At 70.3% G+C, this 15,384-nt stretch carries 15 protein-coding genes and 1 tRNA gene; 5 read left to right on the top strand and 11 right to left on the bottom strand.

Annotation, left to right across the window (positions count from 1 at the left end):
• Positions 1–128 precede the first annotated feature (128 nt).
• Positions 129–971 (bottom strand): pentapeptide repeat-containing protein, encoded by an 843-nt coding sequence (locus tag ABEA15_RS13170; protein WP_345556851.1) that lies wholly within the window; start codon positions 969–971, stop codon positions 129–131.
• Between the two features lie 278 nt (positions 972–1,249).
• Here ABEA15_RS13170 and ABEA15_RS13165 point away from each other — a divergent pair, with 278 nt between their 5' ends.
• Together ABEA15_RS13165 and ABEA15_RS13160 are read left to right on the top strand one after the other, a co-directional pair.
• Positions 1,250–1,879, top strand: coding sequence for a hypothetical protein (locus tag ABEA15_RS13165; protein WP_344141105.1), 630 nt, complete (start codon positions 1,250–1,252; stop codon positions 1,877–1,879).
• Positions 1,880–2,397: 518 nt separating this feature from the next.
• The gene (locus ABEA15_RS13160; RefSeq protein ID WP_345556850.1) at positions 2,398–3,453 is read left to right on the top strand and encodes a maleylacetate reductase; all 1,056 of its coding nucleotides are present in this window, start codon (positions 2,398–2,400) and stop codon (positions 3,451–3,453) included.
• Between the two features lie 133 nt (positions 3,454–3,586).
• Here ABEA15_RS13160 and ABEA15_RS13155 read toward each other — a convergent pair whose 3' ends face one another.
• From ABEA15_RS13155 to ABEA15_RS13135, 5 genes are all read right to left on the bottom strand, one after another.
• Positions 3,587–4,597 carry a pirin family protein gene (locus ABEA15_RS13155; RefSeq protein WP_345556849.1) on the bottom strand — a complete coding sequence of 337 codons (1,011 nt, stop codon included), beginning with the start codon at positions 4,595–4,597 and terminating at the stop codon, positions 3,587–3,589.
• 181 nt (positions 4,598–4,778) lie between these two features.
• The gene (locus ABEA15_RS13150) at positions 4,779–6,617 is read right to left on the bottom strand and encodes a caspase, EACC1-associated type (protein ID WP_345556848.1); all 1,839 of its coding nucleotides are present in this window, start codon (positions 6,615–6,617) and stop codon (positions 4,779–4,781) included.
• A complete protein-coding gene (locus ABEA15_RS13145; RefSeq protein WP_345556847.1) occupies positions 6,614–7,000 on the bottom strand; it encodes a hypothetical protein in 387 nt (128 codons plus the stop codon). The genes ABEA15_RS13150 and ABEA15_RS13145 overlap by 4 nt, the downstream gene beginning before the upstream one ends.
• 154 nt (positions 7,001–7,154) lie before the next feature.
• Positions 7,155–8,144 (bottom strand): aldo/keto reductase, encoded by a 990-nt coding sequence (locus ABEA15_RS13140; protein ID WP_345556846.1) that lies wholly within the window; start codon positions 8,142–8,144, stop codon positions 7,155–7,157.
• Positions 8,141–8,536: a MerR family transcriptional regulator gene (locus ABEA15_RS13135; protein WP_345556845.1), complete on the bottom strand. Its 396-nt coding sequence runs from the start codon at positions 8,534–8,536 to the stop codon at positions 8,141–8,143. The genes ABEA15_RS13140 and ABEA15_RS13135 overlap by 4 nt, the downstream gene beginning before the upstream one ends.
• 226 nt (positions 8,537–8,762) lie before the next feature.
• Here ABEA15_RS13135 and ABEA15_RS13130 point away from each other — a divergent pair, with 226 nt between their 5' ends.
• Complete coding sequence (locus ABEA15_RS13130; RefSeq protein ID WP_345556844.1) at positions 8,763–9,290, top strand: PadR family transcriptional regulator; 528 nt, start codon at positions 8,763–8,765, stop codon at positions 9,288–9,290.
• A complete protein-coding gene (locus ABEA15_RS13125) occupies positions 9,280–9,939 on the top strand; it encodes a GyrI-like domain-containing protein (RefSeq protein WP_345556843.1) in 660 nt (219 codons plus the stop codon). The genes ABEA15_RS13130 and ABEA15_RS13125 overlap by 11 nt, the downstream gene beginning before the upstream one ends.
• Before the next feature lie 214 nt (positions 9,940–10,153).
• On the opposite strand, the gene ABEA15_RS13120 is transcribed toward ABEA15_RS13125, so the two are convergent.
• Positions 10,154–10,381 carry a BCCT family transporter gene (locus ABEA15_RS13120; protein WP_345556842.1) on the bottom strand — a complete coding sequence of 76 codons (228 nt, stop codon included), beginning with the start codon at positions 10,379–10,381 and terminating at the stop codon, positions 10,154–10,156.
• Between the two features lie 451 nt (positions 10,382–10,832).
• On the opposite strand from ABEA15_RS13120, the gene ABEA15_RS13115 reads away from it, so the two are divergent.
• A tRNA-Lys gene (locus ABEA15_RS13115) sits at positions 10,833–10,905 on the top strand.
• A gap of 433 nt (positions 10,906–11,338) precedes the next feature.
• On the opposite strand, the gene add is transcribed toward ABEA15_RS13115, so the two are convergent.
• The 4 genes from add to ABEA15_RS13095 all read right to left on the bottom strand — a co-directional run bounded on the left by add (position 11,339) and on the right by ABEA15_RS13095 (position 14,974).
• Positions 11,339–12,379: an adenosine deaminase gene (gene add, locus ABEA15_RS13110; protein ID WP_345556841.1), complete on the bottom strand. Its 1,041-nt coding sequence runs from the start codon at positions 12,377–12,379 to the stop codon at positions 11,339–11,341.
• Positions 12,380–12,612: 233 nt separating this feature from the next.
• Positions 12,613–12,768 carry a hypothetical protein gene (locus tag ABEA15_RS13105; protein WP_345556840.1) on the bottom strand — a complete coding sequence of 52 codons (156 nt, stop codon included), beginning with the start codon at positions 12,766–12,768 and terminating at the stop codon, positions 12,613–12,615.
• A gap of 52 nt (positions 12,769–12,820) precedes the next feature.
• Positions 12,821–13,096 carry a hypothetical protein gene (locus ABEA15_RS13100; protein ID WP_345556839.1) on the bottom strand — a complete coding sequence of 92 codons (276 nt, stop codon included), beginning with the start codon at positions 13,094–13,096 and terminating at the stop codon, positions 12,821–12,823.
• A gap of 234 nt (positions 13,097–13,330) precedes the next feature.
• The gene (locus tag ABEA15_RS13095) at positions 13,331–14,974 is read right to left on the bottom strand and encodes a pentapeptide repeat-containing protein (protein ID WP_345556838.1); all 1,644 of its coding nucleotides are present in this window, start codon (positions 14,972–14,974) and stop codon (positions 13,331–13,333) included.
• Between the last annotated feature and the right edge of the window lie 410 nt (positions 14,975–15,384).

Raw genomic sequence — 15,384 nt, 5'->3', positions numbered from 1 at the left:
CCGGCCGCGCGGCCTCGGTCGGCCCGGGCGCGCCGGATGCCGCGCGGCGGCGGAGCGGCGGGCGCGCCTGTTCGGCGCGCGTGGGGCGCAGGCGCGGCCGGGCCGCCGGGCAACATGCGGTCTGCCGGCTACCAGTGGTCCGGCCGCTCCAGCACCTCCGGCAGCCGGGTGCGGGCGTCGCCGCGGGCGGCGTTGGCCTGCGGCTGGGTGAGGAACAGCGCGCCCGTGAGGTCGGCGCCGCCGAGGCGGGCGTCCCGCAGGTCGGCGCCGATGAGGTCGGCCCGGCGCAGGTCGGCGCCGCGCAGATCGGCGGCGATGAGCAGGGCCCCGCGCAGCCCCGTACCGCGCAGGTCGGCCTTGCGCAGGTCGGCGCCGACCAGGTCGGCGCCCGACATATCGCGGCCGGGGCGGGTCTCCCGCGCCCGGGCCAGCTCGCTCGCGCGCCGCAGCAGGGGCCTGGCCCGCTCCCGCAGCGCAGCCGGGTCGGCCTCGCGCAGTTGTGCGGCATCGGCCCGGGTCAGGCGCGCGGCCTCCTTCTGGAGTGCCCGGAGCTCGGCGCCGAGCGGCTCCGAGGTCGGCAGCGAACGGGCCTCGTCCAGGTACCACAGCAGCTCGTGCAGCTGCCTCATGACGCCGAAGGCGTCGAAGACGGAGCGCGCGATACCGGGGTCGTCGCGCCAGGACCGGCCCTCGAAGGTGACCCGCGAGACCTGCTGGCCGGCGCCGAAGCAGTCGAAGACGGTGCAGCCGCGGTACCCCTCGTCGCGCAGCCGGGCGTGGATGGTGCAGCCGTAGTCGGCACCCAGGTTGGAGCAGGCCCGCCCGGCCGCCTTGTCCACCGGGAAGTCCGCCGAGGCGGAGAACGGCAGTGCGGCGCAGCACAACCCGAAGCACGACGAGCAGTCGGCGCGCAGCGCCGAGCGCTCCGGCACGCCTTCAGCTCCAGCGGCGCCCTGCGTACTGCCCGGCAACTCGCCCCCTTCCGTAGCCGACTCCCAACGCCCCTGCTCCGCCGGTTCGGCGGCGCGGTGCCCCCGACGAGTCTAGGTTCGCCGGCGGCCCCGCCGGTGCGGCGGCGGCGCCGCACTCCGCCGCCGGGCTGCGCCGGGCTTCGGACGCTCGGACGCGGCGGCGGCGGAGCCCGCCCCCGGCTCGGGGTGCGTTGTTAGGCTGGCCGCCGGTCGCCCGTATCTCGTGCGTACATGCGCACGGGCCCCCATACCGGCCGCCGCGACGATTGGATCCTCCAGTGAGCAAGCGTGTTCCGGATTCCGTGCCCAATCCACCCGCCTCCTTCGGCGCCGGATCCGGATCAGCCGGCTCCCGGCCCGTTCCCGCTGCGCCCGACGACGGTCCGGGCGCGGCGATGCCTGCCGGCGTCGTCGGCGCCGCCCGCGAACACGGCCTGGGCGAGCCCGTGAGCACGCACGCTTACGGCGAGGTGGACCACCGGCGCGCCGCGGTCTACGTGGCCGCCGCCGGAGCGACGGCGGTGGCCGTGCTCGTCGCGGCCGAGTCGTCGTTCGCGTCCGCGACCTCGGAAGTGCCGCGGCTGGCGCGGGTGGCGCTGCTGCTGCCGGTCCTTCCGTCCGCGCTGTGGACCGCCGCCGTGCTGCGCGGCCGCAAGGGCGTCTACCTCTTCGAGCGGGGATTGGTCCTGCGCGCCGGGCGGCGGCTGCGGGCGGTGGCTCTGGCCGACATCACCGCGCTGCGGCACTCCCCGCGCAACGGCGAGCCCGGGGACCTCAAGCTGTGGGTGCGCGACGGCCGCCCCGTCGTGCTGCCGGGACTCGACACCCCCGAGCCGGCGCGACTGTTCGCCGCGCTCCGCCGCCATGCGGCCCGGCGCGGCCTGCCCGCCAAGCGACCCAAGCGCTAGGTCATCGCCGTCGCGCGGGCTGCGAGGTGGCCGCCGGAGAAGCGGCGGGGACGGTCGCCCCGAACGATGCCGCCGCGAACGCGTTCACTACAGTGTCGCGGACTACAGTGTCGGGAAACGCCGCTGGTCGCGGTCGGGGTGGACGGGCCCGGGGCGGTCGGCCGCAGCCGCGGTCCGCTCTCCGGACGTGTGATCCGCCGTGATCCGGGACCGCGGGAGCGGCCGCCGACGACCCGCAGTCCGCGGAGGCCTCCGGCGGCTTCGTCGGCGCCACCGGCCGGGCCCTTCGCCGCAGCCGCCGCCCGCCGCGAACCCGACGGCCGCCACCGTCGCGGTCGGCGCATCCTCAGCCGGGCCGCCGGCGAGGGAAGGGGGCCGCGGACGGGGTGCGACCGTGCACACGGCAGAACGGAGTACCGCAGTGGCCGAGCCCATCCTGCAGATCATCGTCGCGAGCACCCGGTCCACGCGCGCAGGAGCCGCGGTCGGCGGCCGGGCGGCCGTCGCCGGGAGGAACCATGTCTGACAGCGCGTCCAGCGGTGTGACCGTGCACGAGACCCTTCCCCTCCGGGTGCTCGCGGGCCTGGGCGCTCGCCACGAGATCCCAAGAGAGACCGAGCGGCTCGGCGCCGAGCGCGTGCTGCTTGTCTCGACCCGCTCCGCGCGGGGCCCGGCCGACGAGCTCGCGGCGGCACTGGGCCCCGGCCTGGCCGCGCGTTTCGACGGCCCGGTCGTCCACACGCCTGTGGAGGTGACCCGCGAGGCGTTGGCCGTGGCCGAGCGAGCAGGGGCCGACTGCGTCGTCGCGATCGGCGGCGGTTCGGCGATCGGTCTGGCCAAGGCGCTCTCGGGCAGGACCGGTCTGCCGCAGGTCGCCGTGCCGACCACCTACGCCGGCTCCGAGGTGACCCCGAATCTCGGCGAGACCGAGAACGGCGTGAAGACCACGCGCCGCGATCCGGCGCTGGCCCCCGGCACCGTCGTCTACGACCCGCAACTCACCCTCACCATGCCCAAGGGCCTCACCCTGACCAGCGCCCTGAACGCCTTAGCGCACTCGGTCGAGGCGCTGTGGGCGCGCGACGCCACGGCGGCAAGCGACGGGCTGGCCTCGGAGTCCGTCGACGGCATCCTCACCACGCTGCCGGCGGTGCTGGCCGACCCCGCCGAGATCACGGCTCGCGAGCGCCTCCAGTCGGCGGCCTGGCTCGCGGGCCTGTGCCTCGCGCAGACCCGGATGGGGCTGCACCACCAGCTGGCGCACGTTCTGGGCGGGGCCTTCGACCTGCCGCACGCCGAGCTCCACGCGCTGCTGCTGCCGCACGTCATGGGTTTCAACCTGCCCGCTGTGCCGCGCACCGCGGAGCGGCTCGCGCGGATCGCCGGGGGCGACCCGGTCGCCGCCGTGTCGCGGCTGGCGCGCGGCCACGAGGGGCCGACCACGCTCGCGGAGCTGGGCGTGCCCCGCGACGGGCTGCGCGAGGCCGCCGAACGTGTCGCCGCCAACCCTTACCCCAACCCGCGGGCGGCCGACGCCGATGCGATCACCGACCTGCTGCGGCAGGCCTGGTAGCGGCTTCCGCGGGACGGGCACGACCGGTACGGGAGCCCGGCGGCGGACGAGATGCGGAGAACACGAGGCCGACGGTGGCGGTCTGTCGGACGTGCACGGCCCGTAGGCCGGCTGCGGGCTCCGCGTGCGGAGGTCACTCCCGCGGGCGCAGCCGGGCGTTGGGGAGGTCGGGCGCCGAGAGGGTCGTCTCCCACTGCTGGGGGAAGGGGCCGAACCGGGAGGACCGGGACGGCCGGTCGGACGGGGCGCCGCCGTCGGCGCGCTCGGTCTGCCACTGCTCCCGGAAGCCCGCGATCTCCTCGTGGGTGCGGCCCACGAAGTTCCACCACATCACGATCCGCTCGTTCAGCGGCCGCCCGCCGAGCAGCAGCACGCGCGTGGCTCCGCGGTCCACGGCGTGCAGCGACAGAGTGCGGGTTCCGGGCGGGCGGTAGACGAGCTGCCCGGAGGCCGCGGCGGTACCGGCGACGGTCAGCGCCCCGGTGTCGACCAGCACGCCGTGCTCGAAGGCGGGGTCGACATCCAGCCGCAGCCGCTGCCCGGCCCGCAGGGTGATCTCGGCGCCCATCAAGGGGGAGAAGGTCGGCACCGGCGACGTGTGCCCGAGCAGGGAGCCCAGAAACACGAGCGCCCGGGCTCCGTCCTCCTCGACCAGCGGCGGCGCGTAGTGCTCGAACCCGGGGGCGGTGAACCGGTGTGCGTCGGGAAGCGCCACCCACAGCTGCGCACCGTGCAGGGCCGCGGTTTCGGGCGTGGAGTACTCGGAGTGGGCGATGCCGCTCCCGGCCGTCATCAGGTTGACCTCGCCGGGGCGCACCAAGGCGTGCGCGCCGGTCGTGTCGCGGTGCTCGACCTCGCCGCTGAACAGCCACGACACGGTCTGCAGCCCGGTATGGGGGTGGCCCGGTACCCGCATCCCCCCGGACGCGGAGACGTCGTCGGGCCCGTAGTGGTCCACGAAGCACCAGGCCCCGATCAGGGATTGGGCGCGCTGGGGCAGCGTGCGCCGCACCCGCATGGCCCTGGGGCCGCCCAGCGGAACCTCCCGCGGCTCCAGCACCCGCCCGAGCGGCAGTTCGTCGGCGTCCGGCGCGGCCGGCGAGGAACAGGCCACCTCCCGCGGCGCCGCCTCCAGGTTGCTCATCGCCCCTCCTCCCCGGAAGCAGCCCACCCCGCCCCCACCACCAAGGTACCTGCGGGCCCTCCCCTGCGCTGTTGCCCGCGGCATCCTCGAGCATGCGGGGATGGCCCCGGCGGCGCGTACCCGGTCGCGTCCGGCCGGACGGTGTTGACGGCATGAGCCCCCTCCCCGGAGCTCGAGCGCGCTACCGAGGTGTGAACTCGACCAGCGTTGCGGCTGCGACGTCCTGCAAGGATCGGTTCCTGCGGTCGGGTATCGCCAGCAGGCAGCCGAGCAGGACGAACAGCTGCCCCAGTGCCGGAATCGATTGCGGGAGCCCGAACACGGCACCGCGTGCAAGAGCTTGGCGCCATCGAGGTCGGCCACCGTCGTACACGTTGACGACACGCACTCCTGCAACGGCCATGCCGACCGTGTTGCCCCGAGTCCCGAGCAGGAGAGTGTCGTAAAGGAAGATCAGCACTCCCCAGCCGAAGATGGACAGCGCGGTCACGGTGGTGATGAGTGTGCCGTCGCTGCTGACGTCCATTCCGGCGAGGCTGCCCAACGCCAGAATGAGAATCAGGAGGGCCCATCCGCCCAAACCCACGAATGCGAGGTCGATCAGGCGAGCGAGCACGCGGCGCCCTATGCCCGGATACAGCTGCTGGTGTACGCCGTGGGCGGTCGGGGCGGCAGGAGACGACCCCTGAGGTACGGGGGCAGGCGGCCGTTCCGAGGCCGTTCGCGGCGGCATCGTGGACCGATCCGAGCCGGACGGCTCCGCAGGGAGAACCTCGGCGGTAACGGGAACGTGCACGTCGCCGACGGGACTGGACAGCACGACCGAGGACTCGACCGGTCCGGACCGGGAGGTGCTGAGGGTGACCACCAGGTTGTTTCCGGCGTTCGGTTCCCGCTGAACGCTCAGAGCGGAGGTGCGCGGGCGGGCCCTGCAGTCGAGCGCTAAGGGAGGCCCGGTAAGGAGCACGTGCCGGGAAGGACTGGGCGAGGCGTGGGCGATGCGGCCGAAGTCCAGGGTGGCCGGGACAGGCGTGAGGCGAGCGGCCTCCAGTACGCGGTGCGCCGCAGCGCCCGCGGCGTTCGAGGATTGGCGGGTCAGCCAGAGCAAGGCGTCGTGGGCGGTGGCGGCCGCGGCGAGGTCAGGACCGGATACCGCTGCTTCCAGCTGGGCCAGTCCCCATTCCTGAGCGGACGAATCCCAACTGACCAGGGCTTGGCGCAGGGGCTCGGACAGCTTGTTTAGAGCGTGGTGGCGCCGAGCGCTGCGGGCGAGGTAGACGTCGCCTTGCACATGCACGCTGCAGCTGGGGGTCTGGTGGGGGTTCTCGCTGCGGACGCGATCATAGAGGTAGTCGTAAAGCTCATCGAGGGAGATGCGCCCGTCCTCGTCGAGATCGGCCTCACCGGTGGCAAGCCCGGCGACCAGAGCGGTGGTGAACACGGAAGGGGTGTGCGGGGCGTCCCGAGTCAGATGCTCCCCCTCGAAGGCGTACTCGATCGCGTTGGAGGCGGTCACAACAGCCCAACCGCGCCCGCTTCCCATTTCCTGAGCGGAGAAGGTGTCGAGCACGTGGGCGTCATCGGTGCCGCGAAGCCCCATTCCTTCGAGGAACGCGCCGCCGAAACAGCAATCGAGCAGGAGAACGGTGTTGCGGGCCCGACAGGCACCCATGCACTTGCGTACGAAGTGGGCCGAGACGGCCGTTGAACGCAGCAGCTTCGGTACCGTGTCGCGGGTGGCGAAGAACAGTTCTCCGGACAGGTTCTTCAGGCCGTGGCAGGAGAAGTGCAGTAGCAGGGCATCCTCGCGCCGCCCTTCGGCGAAGAACTCCTCAACCCGGTTGGCGACCACCGGAGAGGCTTCGTTGTGCACGACGGCGACGTCGAACGCGCCGACTTCGGGATTGCCCAGAACCTCGGCCAGGGCGGTGGCGTCCTTCGCGGGGGAGCGCAGCTTGGTGAGCCCGGGATCCTCGTAGGCGTCCTCGGCGACGATCAGCGCTCGTCGCGCGCCGCTCACGTCTGCTCCCGTAAAGCCGCATGGCGCTGCAGGAAGTACTTCAGCGTCTGGTCGGCCTGCTCGGCCGAGACGTCGGAGATCTCGACGACATCGCCGTCGATCTCCAGCCGAATGGCGGGGCGGGGATCGGCGCGTTCGCGCCATGCCCGCAGGCTTCCAACGATCCTGCTCAGGATGTCGATCGACCTGTCGGCGACCACCACGAGCCCGGCGGGGTCGATCCCCCACTCCGCGCGAGAACCGGCGGGAGGCGGTGCCGTTCGAAGCGGGCGGACCTCGTCGACGTCGAGCTGCAGGAGTTCGTTGCGCAGCATGGTGATCAGTTCGGCCAGGTCCTCGCCGTTGCCGTCAGCGCCGACGTGGATCTGCAACGCGGTGTCCATCGGGCAGCCCTCCCGCTTCGGGGCGGAGGCGGACCATAGGCCCGTGCCAGCTCACCTGCTTCCAGTCTGCTCCGCGCTCACCCACCACGGCAACCCTGTCACCTGCGGTTTCAATTGCCCTGCGCTGCGACCGCCGAAGGCGGCGGGCACGGGGTCAGGCCGCCTCGTCCAGGGATCGGCGCTGGGCTCGGGTGAGGCGCAGGTCGGCCGCCTCCATCGCCTCGTCCACGTGGGCGACCTTGCTGACCCCGACCAGCGGGATGATCGGCGGGTCGTGGTCGATCATCCAGGACAGCACCACCTGGTTGCGCGTTGCCCCCACCTGGGCGGCCACGTCGTCCAGGGCCGCCAGCCGCGCCGCCGTTCCGGGGTGCTCGTAGGCGCGGCTGAGCTCCCTGTCGCTGCGGGAGTAGGCGCCCATGAGGAGCGGGGTGTAGGCGACCACGGCGGTGTCGCGGCCGGCCGCGTTCTCCTGGCGCACGAAGTCCAGGTGCTCGCTGTTGGCGTGCACGTGTGCCGTCTCCGGCAGCCCGAGGTCGGCGCGGGGCTGAATGTAGCTGTAGCGCAGCTGCAGCACCTGGTAGCGGTGCCGCCCTGCGGCCTCGGCCAGCCCGCGTGCCCGCTCCAGGCGCCAGGCCGTGTGGTTGCTCGCACCCAGCATGCCCACCGTGCCGGCGTCGACCAGTTCCGACAGGGCGTCGACGGTCTCCTCCAGGGGCACGCTGCGGTCCTCCACGTGGGGGTAGTACAGGTCGAGGCGCTCCACCCCGAGCCGCTTGAGGCTGCCTTCCGCGGCGGCCCGCACCGCGGGGCGCGACAGCCCTTCCCAGGTGTCCTGCTGTCCCCCCGGGACGGTGGGCCGGGCACCGAGTTTGGTGGCGATGACCAGCTCATCTGGAAGGTCACCATCCCGCGCCGCGCGCCAGCGCCCCAGCAGCGCCTCGGAGTCGTCGGGGGTGCAGCCCGGTTCCCAGAATTGGTAGTTGTTCGCGGTGTCGACAAACGTTCCGCCCGCCTCGACGAAGCGGTCGAGGATGGCGAAGGAGGTGGCGTCGTCGATGTCTCCGCCGAGCTTCATCGCGCCCAGGCACACGGCGCTGACGCGGCGCCGGGCCGCTCCCGTCCCGATGGTCCGATACCTCATCTGGCGATCTCCTCGTCGTCGGCCGCGGCAAGCACGCCGCGGTAGTAGTCGATTTTGTGCCGGATGGCCTGCTGGCGTTCCTGGAGCTTGGCGATGCGCTCGGTGAGGCGGGCGTCATGGTCGGCCAGTATGTCCACTCGGCGGGGGATGGTGTGGTCGCCGTCGCGCACCAGCTCGGCGAAGTCGCGCAGCCGCGCGATGGGCATGTCGGTGTCGCGCAGGCAGCGGACCAGGTACAGCAGCTCGACGTCGGAGGCCCGGTAGCGGCGGTGCCCGGAAGGAGCGCGCTCGACCTGGGTGAGCAGGCCCTCCTTCTCGTAGTAGCGCAAGGTGTCGAGGCTGATCCCGAAGCGCTCGGCGATCTCCCCCGGCGTGTAGTGGGCGGTGCTCATGAAGAGGAGTCTTGTACCTGGACTGCACTCCAGGTCAATCCCCCGGCTCTGCACAGGTAGCGGGGGCGGGGGAGGGCCTCATGGGGCGTGCGGCCCTCGCCCCGCTGCGTCAGGCCTCGTGGAGTCCCAGGCCCAAGCGGGCGCCGCCGGCAGCCCGCCGCTCGCGCAGGCCTGTGGGCCCGTGGGCCCGATCGACGGCGGGATATTCTACGACTAGAATAGACCCGTGGAGTTGACCCCGTCCGAGCTGACCGTCCTGGGGTTGATCGTCGAGCGGCCCCGGCACGGCTACGACCTGGAGCAGGTCATCGCCGAGCGCGGCATCCGGCAGTGGACGGACATCGGCTTCTCCTCGATCTACTACCTGCTCACCAAGCTGGAGAAGCGGGGCCTGGTCCGCGTCTCGCAGGCTCCCGCCGGCGCGAAGTCGCGCCGCGTCTTCCAGGCCACGAGCGCAGGGCGGGATGCGGCGACGCGCAACGCACTCGCGCTCATCGCAGAACCCAGGGCGGTGCCGCACCCGCTACTGGTCGGCGTCGCCAACCTGCCGCTGCTGTCCGAGCGGGAGTACACCGAAGCGCTCCGCACCAGGCTCGCGCGGATCGAGGACCGTATCACGGCCGTCGAGGAAGCCGAGCGGGCGCAGAGCCCCCTCGCGCCGGCGGCGCGCGAGGTGTTCTCGTACTCGCTGAGCCTCCTAGAGGCGGAAAGGTCGTGGCTCGCAGCACGAGTCGAGGTGCCCGATGACGACTAAGACCGACTTCAAGCAGAGCCTCGACGCCTACCAGGCGAAACGCGGCCGGTTCCGGATCGTGGACGTACCCGACACGCAGTACCTCATGATCAACGGCCACGGAGACCCCAACACCTCTCCGGCCTTCGCCGAGGCGGTCGGAGCGCTCTACCCGGTGGCCTACAAGCTGAAGTTCGCCAGCAAGCGGGACCTCGGACGCGACTACGTCGTCATGCCTCTGGAGGGTTTGTGGTGGGCCGGGGACATGGACTCCTTCACGACTTCGCGTGACAAGTCCCGGTGGGACTGGACGCTGATGATCATGGTTCCGGACTGGATCGATCGGCGCATGTTCGCCGCGGCCGTCGAGCAGGCGGGGGCCGGAAACCACCCGGCGCGCCTCGGCGACGTCCGCCTGGAGTCGCTGTCGGAGGGGCGTTGCGTGCAGACGCTGCACGTCGGCTCCTTCGACGACGAGGCCGATGTGCTGGCGCGGATGCACCACGAGTTCATCCCGGACAACGGCCTGCGCATGGCCGGCACGCATCACGAGATCTACCTCAGCGACTTCCGCAAGGCCGCCCCCGAGAAGCTGCGCACCATCCTCAGACAACCGGTCGACACCGCGCTCGGAACGGAGCGCCGAACGGGGCAGAACCGGCGCCGATAAGACCATGACCAGCGTGGATATGGTAGCCCGCTAGGGCTTCGACCCCGGAACCTACTGGACGTCGGCCGCCCAGCGCCGCGCCAACCCGCCCAGCAGTTCGGGCTCGGGGAGTCGACCCGCACCGGCCCCGGGTCATGGGTGGGGGTGGGCGTGCTTCGGCCGGGGCGGGCGGGCCCCGCTATCCGGGCTTGAACGGGGTGCGCTCGAGGCCCTCCTACTCCGGGACGCGCTTGTGGTCGCGCTCGGCCAGGATCACCTGGTCCAGCGGATACTTGTGGCTATCGGCGTAGAGGGCGCGCACCAGCCCGTAGCACATCATCACCATGACCAGGCTGAACGGAAGGGCCGTGGAGATCGCCGCCGTCTGCAAGGCGGCCAGGCCGCAGGCCACCAGAAGCACCGCGGCGATACCCCCCTCCAACGCCGGCCAGGCCCGTTCCATGGCGGATGTGGCGACCAGCCCGGCGAACCAGGAACCCCAGGATCGCCACGACCGATACTCCGAACACCACGGGGTGGGTCTGCACGCGGAACCGCATCGTCCATCCCTCATCCCATCCAGGCACTGACCACGTCCGCGACGCGGGGGCGCTTCGGGCGTGTGGGGCCCGCGAGGGCTCCGGGGCTCATTCGGCCGCGGCGCGGGAGACGGCCGCATCCTCCCGGTGGCCGCCGCCGCTGCGCCTCCCAAGCCAGGCCCCGGCTGGTGGGGGTGACAGATCGCAGAGAGAACGCGCCGGTCGGGGCCCGGAGCCGGTCGGCGGGGTCCGGGATCGTGTGTGCGGCAACCGGAGCCGCGGCCTGGAAAATGTGCTGTCTGCGCAGCTCAGCGGGCTACGAACCGTGCCTGCTGTGGTGCAGCATCCACTGGCTCGGGCCGGTATACTCGTCGCGGGCCGTTAGCTCAATTGGCAGAGCTGCTGACTTTTAATCAGTAGGTTCCGGGTTCGAGCCCCGGGCGGCCTACTCGTTTTCCCAGTTCAGAAGCCTAATGATCCCCCGACTTCGCCAATGTCGACGGCTATGTTGCTCCGTCGGTGCTCTTATCGCGCGACCGTGTCGAATGCGCAGGTCAGCGGCCAATCGGACGCCTGCCGACTGCCCCAGAATCCATGGCTCCTCCGGTCCCGCTGGAGCAATGCGGAGCACACGGCACGCTCCGGCACCACCGTCCCGCACTCGACAGCCAGGGCGCCCCGCCCGGTCGGATCCCCCGCGACTCAGTCACGCGCTGACCTCCCCTCCCGCACCAGCGGAGTCGTTCCGCGGCGACGGCGCGGTCGCGGGCGGACGGGTTCCGCCTTCGACCGTGGACGCCCCGTACGGCGGAGACTCCTGTGGAACGAGCCACGGGCCGGGGCGTGACACCGATCGGTGCTAACCCTCCCGCCACGCACATCTACCTGTGAGACGAGCTCGTTCCCTCCTGTAGCCAGGTTCTGATACCCGTCAGCGCGGACATGACGAGATCATCGGGGACGCCGGAGGCGTCAATTGACGTGGAGGCAAGTGTCGCGAGCTGGGAATCAGGCGACGATAGTTGCGAGCGGGCGATCTGGTACTCCGTAAGCAGGCTGGTTCCGAAGAGCAGCGGGTCGTCGGAGCCCAAGGAGCATGGCACCCCAGCTTTCAGGAGTCGCGGGAGAGGATGGTCGTCCAGGTCATCGACGACGCCTAACAGTTGGTTGGACGTCAGACACACGTCCAAAGTGATGCCCTCGTCAGCGAGACGTTCAAGCAACGGGGGATGTTCGACGGCACGCACGCCGTGAGCGATGCGGTCGGCGGAGAGGACGTCGACCGCATTTCGGACACTGAGCGCGCCGACGCGTTCGCCTGCGTGGGGCGCGAGGATCAGATCTGCTTCCCGGGCGATGGTGAAGGGCCTTTCGAAGTCTTCCGCGGGCGCTGCGGACTCATCACCGACAAGTCCGAAGGCGACAACTCCGCGGTCGGCGTACTCGGCGGCGAGTCGTGCCAGGACCATGGCCTGGTGCGGATCGCGGTTGCGGCTGGCGCCGAGCACGAGCCCGAATCCGACGCCCAAGCGCGCTCCGGTAGCGTTCCCCGTTTCCAGGACCAGGTCGAGCACCTCTTCGGCGGGACCGAGCGCGGGCGCATAGGTGGATAGCATGAAGTGCGGCTCGATCCAGACCGCTCCTGAGGCTGCCGCGTCTTCCACGACTTCATGCACGAGGCGTTGGAGATCGCACCTCGTGCGAATCAGTTCGACGACCTCTTGGTAGCAGTTCTGGAACCGGTCGAACGAGTCGTAGCAAGGAGCGATCTGTGGTGCCGGGTGCCCGTAGGTGCGTGCGAGGTCCGCAAGCGTGACGGGTCGCATGGCGCCTTCGAGGTGGAGGTGAAGGTCGGCTTTGGGTAGTTGCTTGAGGCAGGGTTGCCCCTGGACATCTTCCGGTAGGGGGAGTTGGGGTGCCATGGGCCGTTTCCGCGTAGCGCGCATTGGGGCAGTTCACGACGCTCAGCCGCTCGCCCGGCGGGGGCTGCGGTGTTCAGTGGGGCGCGGTGTCGAGGTGGCCCGGGGGATGGCGAACTCGACCTCTTCACCTATGCGACGAAAGGGGACGACAAGGACTTGAAACGGCGCTCGGGGCATAAGAATCTCCTTGCTCGGTCTCAGGCGATACGCCGCATTGATCACGGTGCCGCCGGCTAATGGAGCTGGCTGTGATTGTTGTATATCTTCTTGGCCGCGCGGGTGACATCGGCGAGTTCTCTCGGCTCGTCGAGCAGCATGCCAGATCCGGCTGCTTGTCCCAGGAGGATCAGGCGCGCGCAGGCGATGCGGGCGTGGCTGTCGGCGACCACTCGTGCAGGGGCGTAATCGAGGTTGGCGACGTCGGCATAGATCGGCTCGTCGCTACACGGGATAAGGGTGCCTCCCCCGACGGGGATGCCTCTTCGCGTTGGTCGTCCCAGATCTCCAGGGGACGTGATCGCCGATGCACCAGTCGCACCGCAGGTTGCATCCTGAGGACGGGTGGATCAGAACCTCGAACGGGGGAACAATCTGGCCCTCCTCCGTCGCCGCGAAGCTGTCCCATTGGCGGCGCAGCACGTCCAGTTCGTTGAACCTGCCGGGCAGGTCCGGACGCACGTGGGAGGACAGGGGATTGCCGGTGTGAGGGGCAGACACGAGGCGTCCTTTCGCTCGTTCCCAGCCGATCGCTGGACGAAATTCCTCGAGGTCGCGTGTGCTGTTCAGGCATGGCTGTTCAGCGCATGAAGAAAAACGGGGGCGTTCCTTCCTTGAGCGCGCCGTGCAGCACGCGACCACCCCTTCCTTTTTACCTTCTCTTGACCCACGGAAAACTTGCGCACGCACGGGCTTCCCCATGGTCTGGGCCGAGTGTCCCTCCTCCTGGGGACGTTAGCCCGAGAGGTCCCACGCAGGCGGCAGCGTCACCACATCAGTCAGTCCCGCCTTGTGCGCCTCTAGCAACCCGCGGGGGCACACGCCACGCGCATCCCGCTTTCCGCCCGCCGGGATCGCAAAAGAAACCGCTCCGTCGGAAAAAACGGTGCGAGTGAAGTCGATCTCTTCGCTCGAAAATTCTGCCCCGGAAAAATCGGCTTCTCCGCCGGTAAAGCGTGTCCGGGAAAAATCTATCTTGTGGGCGAACCGCGCCGATGAAAAGTCCACCTGTCCTCCGGAGAACTCGGCCCCACGAAAACTTACATTTCCACCGGCGAACAAGGCCTTAGAAAACGATATCCTTCCGCTAGTGAAATCCGCGAGGGAGAAATCCACTTTTCCGGCAGCGAACCTCGTGCTGACGAAACCCAGGTCTCCGCCGACGAACATCGCTCCTCGGAAGTCGACCTCTCCACCGACGAACTGGGCCCCGGAGAACTCCACGTCTCCATCAGCGAAACGCGCAGCCCGAAAGGATACCTCGCCACTGAGAAATTTCGCTTCGCTGAAGTCCACCTCTGCGCCAGTGAACTCCGCCCTGGAGAAGCGCACGTACCCACCGGCGAACCACGCGTTGCAGAAGGACGTTCGGCCGCCTGTGAAGTGGGCTCGATCGAGATCGCCGCCGTCGAAGACGACGCCCGTGAAGTCGTAGTCCTTGCCGCGCCAGCGGGTGGGCTGACGCAGACGGTCGCCGATGATGCGGATGATGGTGTGACGGACCTCGCGCAGTGACTTGAACTCCAGCAGTTGGAGGTGATGTTCTTCGGCCTGCTGGGCATCGGCGCCCTCGGGAGGTATCTCCGGGGCGGTTCGATACGGCATGCGCAGATAAGCACACAGCACGTCGATAACCATCTGCACAAGCTCTTCGCGCCCCTCGGGCGCGTCGTCAGCGAGGTGGGCGAGTGCATGCACGCCAGCCAAACGCACGGCCGGGTGTTCGCTGCCGAGTTGTTCGCTGGCAGAGGTAAAGCGTTCGGTGAACAGGCGAGTGTCTTCGCGGGCCACGGCCAGGTCGGCGCGGGCGCCGTCGGCTTCGGTGGTGCGCTGGCGCCGGTAGGAGATGACCAGCAGTGCTGCGCCTCCAAGGCCGGCTACGATCGCGAACGCTCGGGTGGCGATCGCATCTAGTGAAGCGGGGGGCAGTTCGCTGGGAAAACGGGCCGTCGGGGCGCCCATGATCCACCATGCCCCGCCCGTCAGCACCGCCACCATCGCGGCAACTGCGCACCAGGCCAGCGCGATCAAGGCGCCCAGATGTGGCTGGGCAGGCCGCTTGTCCCGCAGTCGCCGGGTGAACGCGATGGCGGCGGTGAGCACGACGCCCGCGAGGATCAGGACGCGGGCAGCGTTGGGGCGCGACCACAGCCACAACGCGGCGTCGACCGCCAGCGGTGTTGCCGCCCAGATCGCCGCAGCGCTGAGGAGCAGAATGACGGTGCCCCGACGAGCATCGATCCGAGGTGCGCGCAATGAACCTGCGCGATGCTTGGCCCAGCGCCGGATCCCGGTCGAGGTTTCGGTGACCCGCACGAATAGGCGTCGGGTCAACGCCATAGGCGCGGCAGCTTCCTCGGGAGTGTCCCGCTCGGTCATGCGCCGACGTTAGCGGTTTCAGACTGCCTTCCGGAGGGATGTACATCCTCTCGTGAGGAAGTTGAATGACGGGTGTGAAGAGAAAGGCAGGCGAGGCGATGGAGGCCTCCACCCGTTCCGCCGCGGCGGCCGTGACCGCGTTGCGTACCGCTGTTGCGGCACGGCCTGAGCAGATCGTGCTCCTGCCCGGTGTGGGCGACGCGAGGATGGAGTCCTGGACGACCGCGCCGCCCGGGCGCCAACGGTTCGTATTCCGCCAAACCTCCGAACCTGGCTGCGGGACTGGAGCAACGACGAACTCGACCCGTTCGGCCCTGTGCATGACATACACCGGGACGAACCGGACGCCACGGGCGCCGACCCATGCGGCGACGCGGGGACCTCTGGGAACACAGACTCACCCACGCGAC

Origin of the sequence: Streptomonospora halophila (assembly GCF_039542725.1) — a bacterium.
Classification (GTDB): Bacteria; Actinomycetota; Actinomycetes; order Streptosporangiales; family Streptosporangiaceae; genus Streptomonospora; species Streptomonospora halophila.
This window is presented reverse-complemented; position numbering and strand designations above follow the sequence as displayed.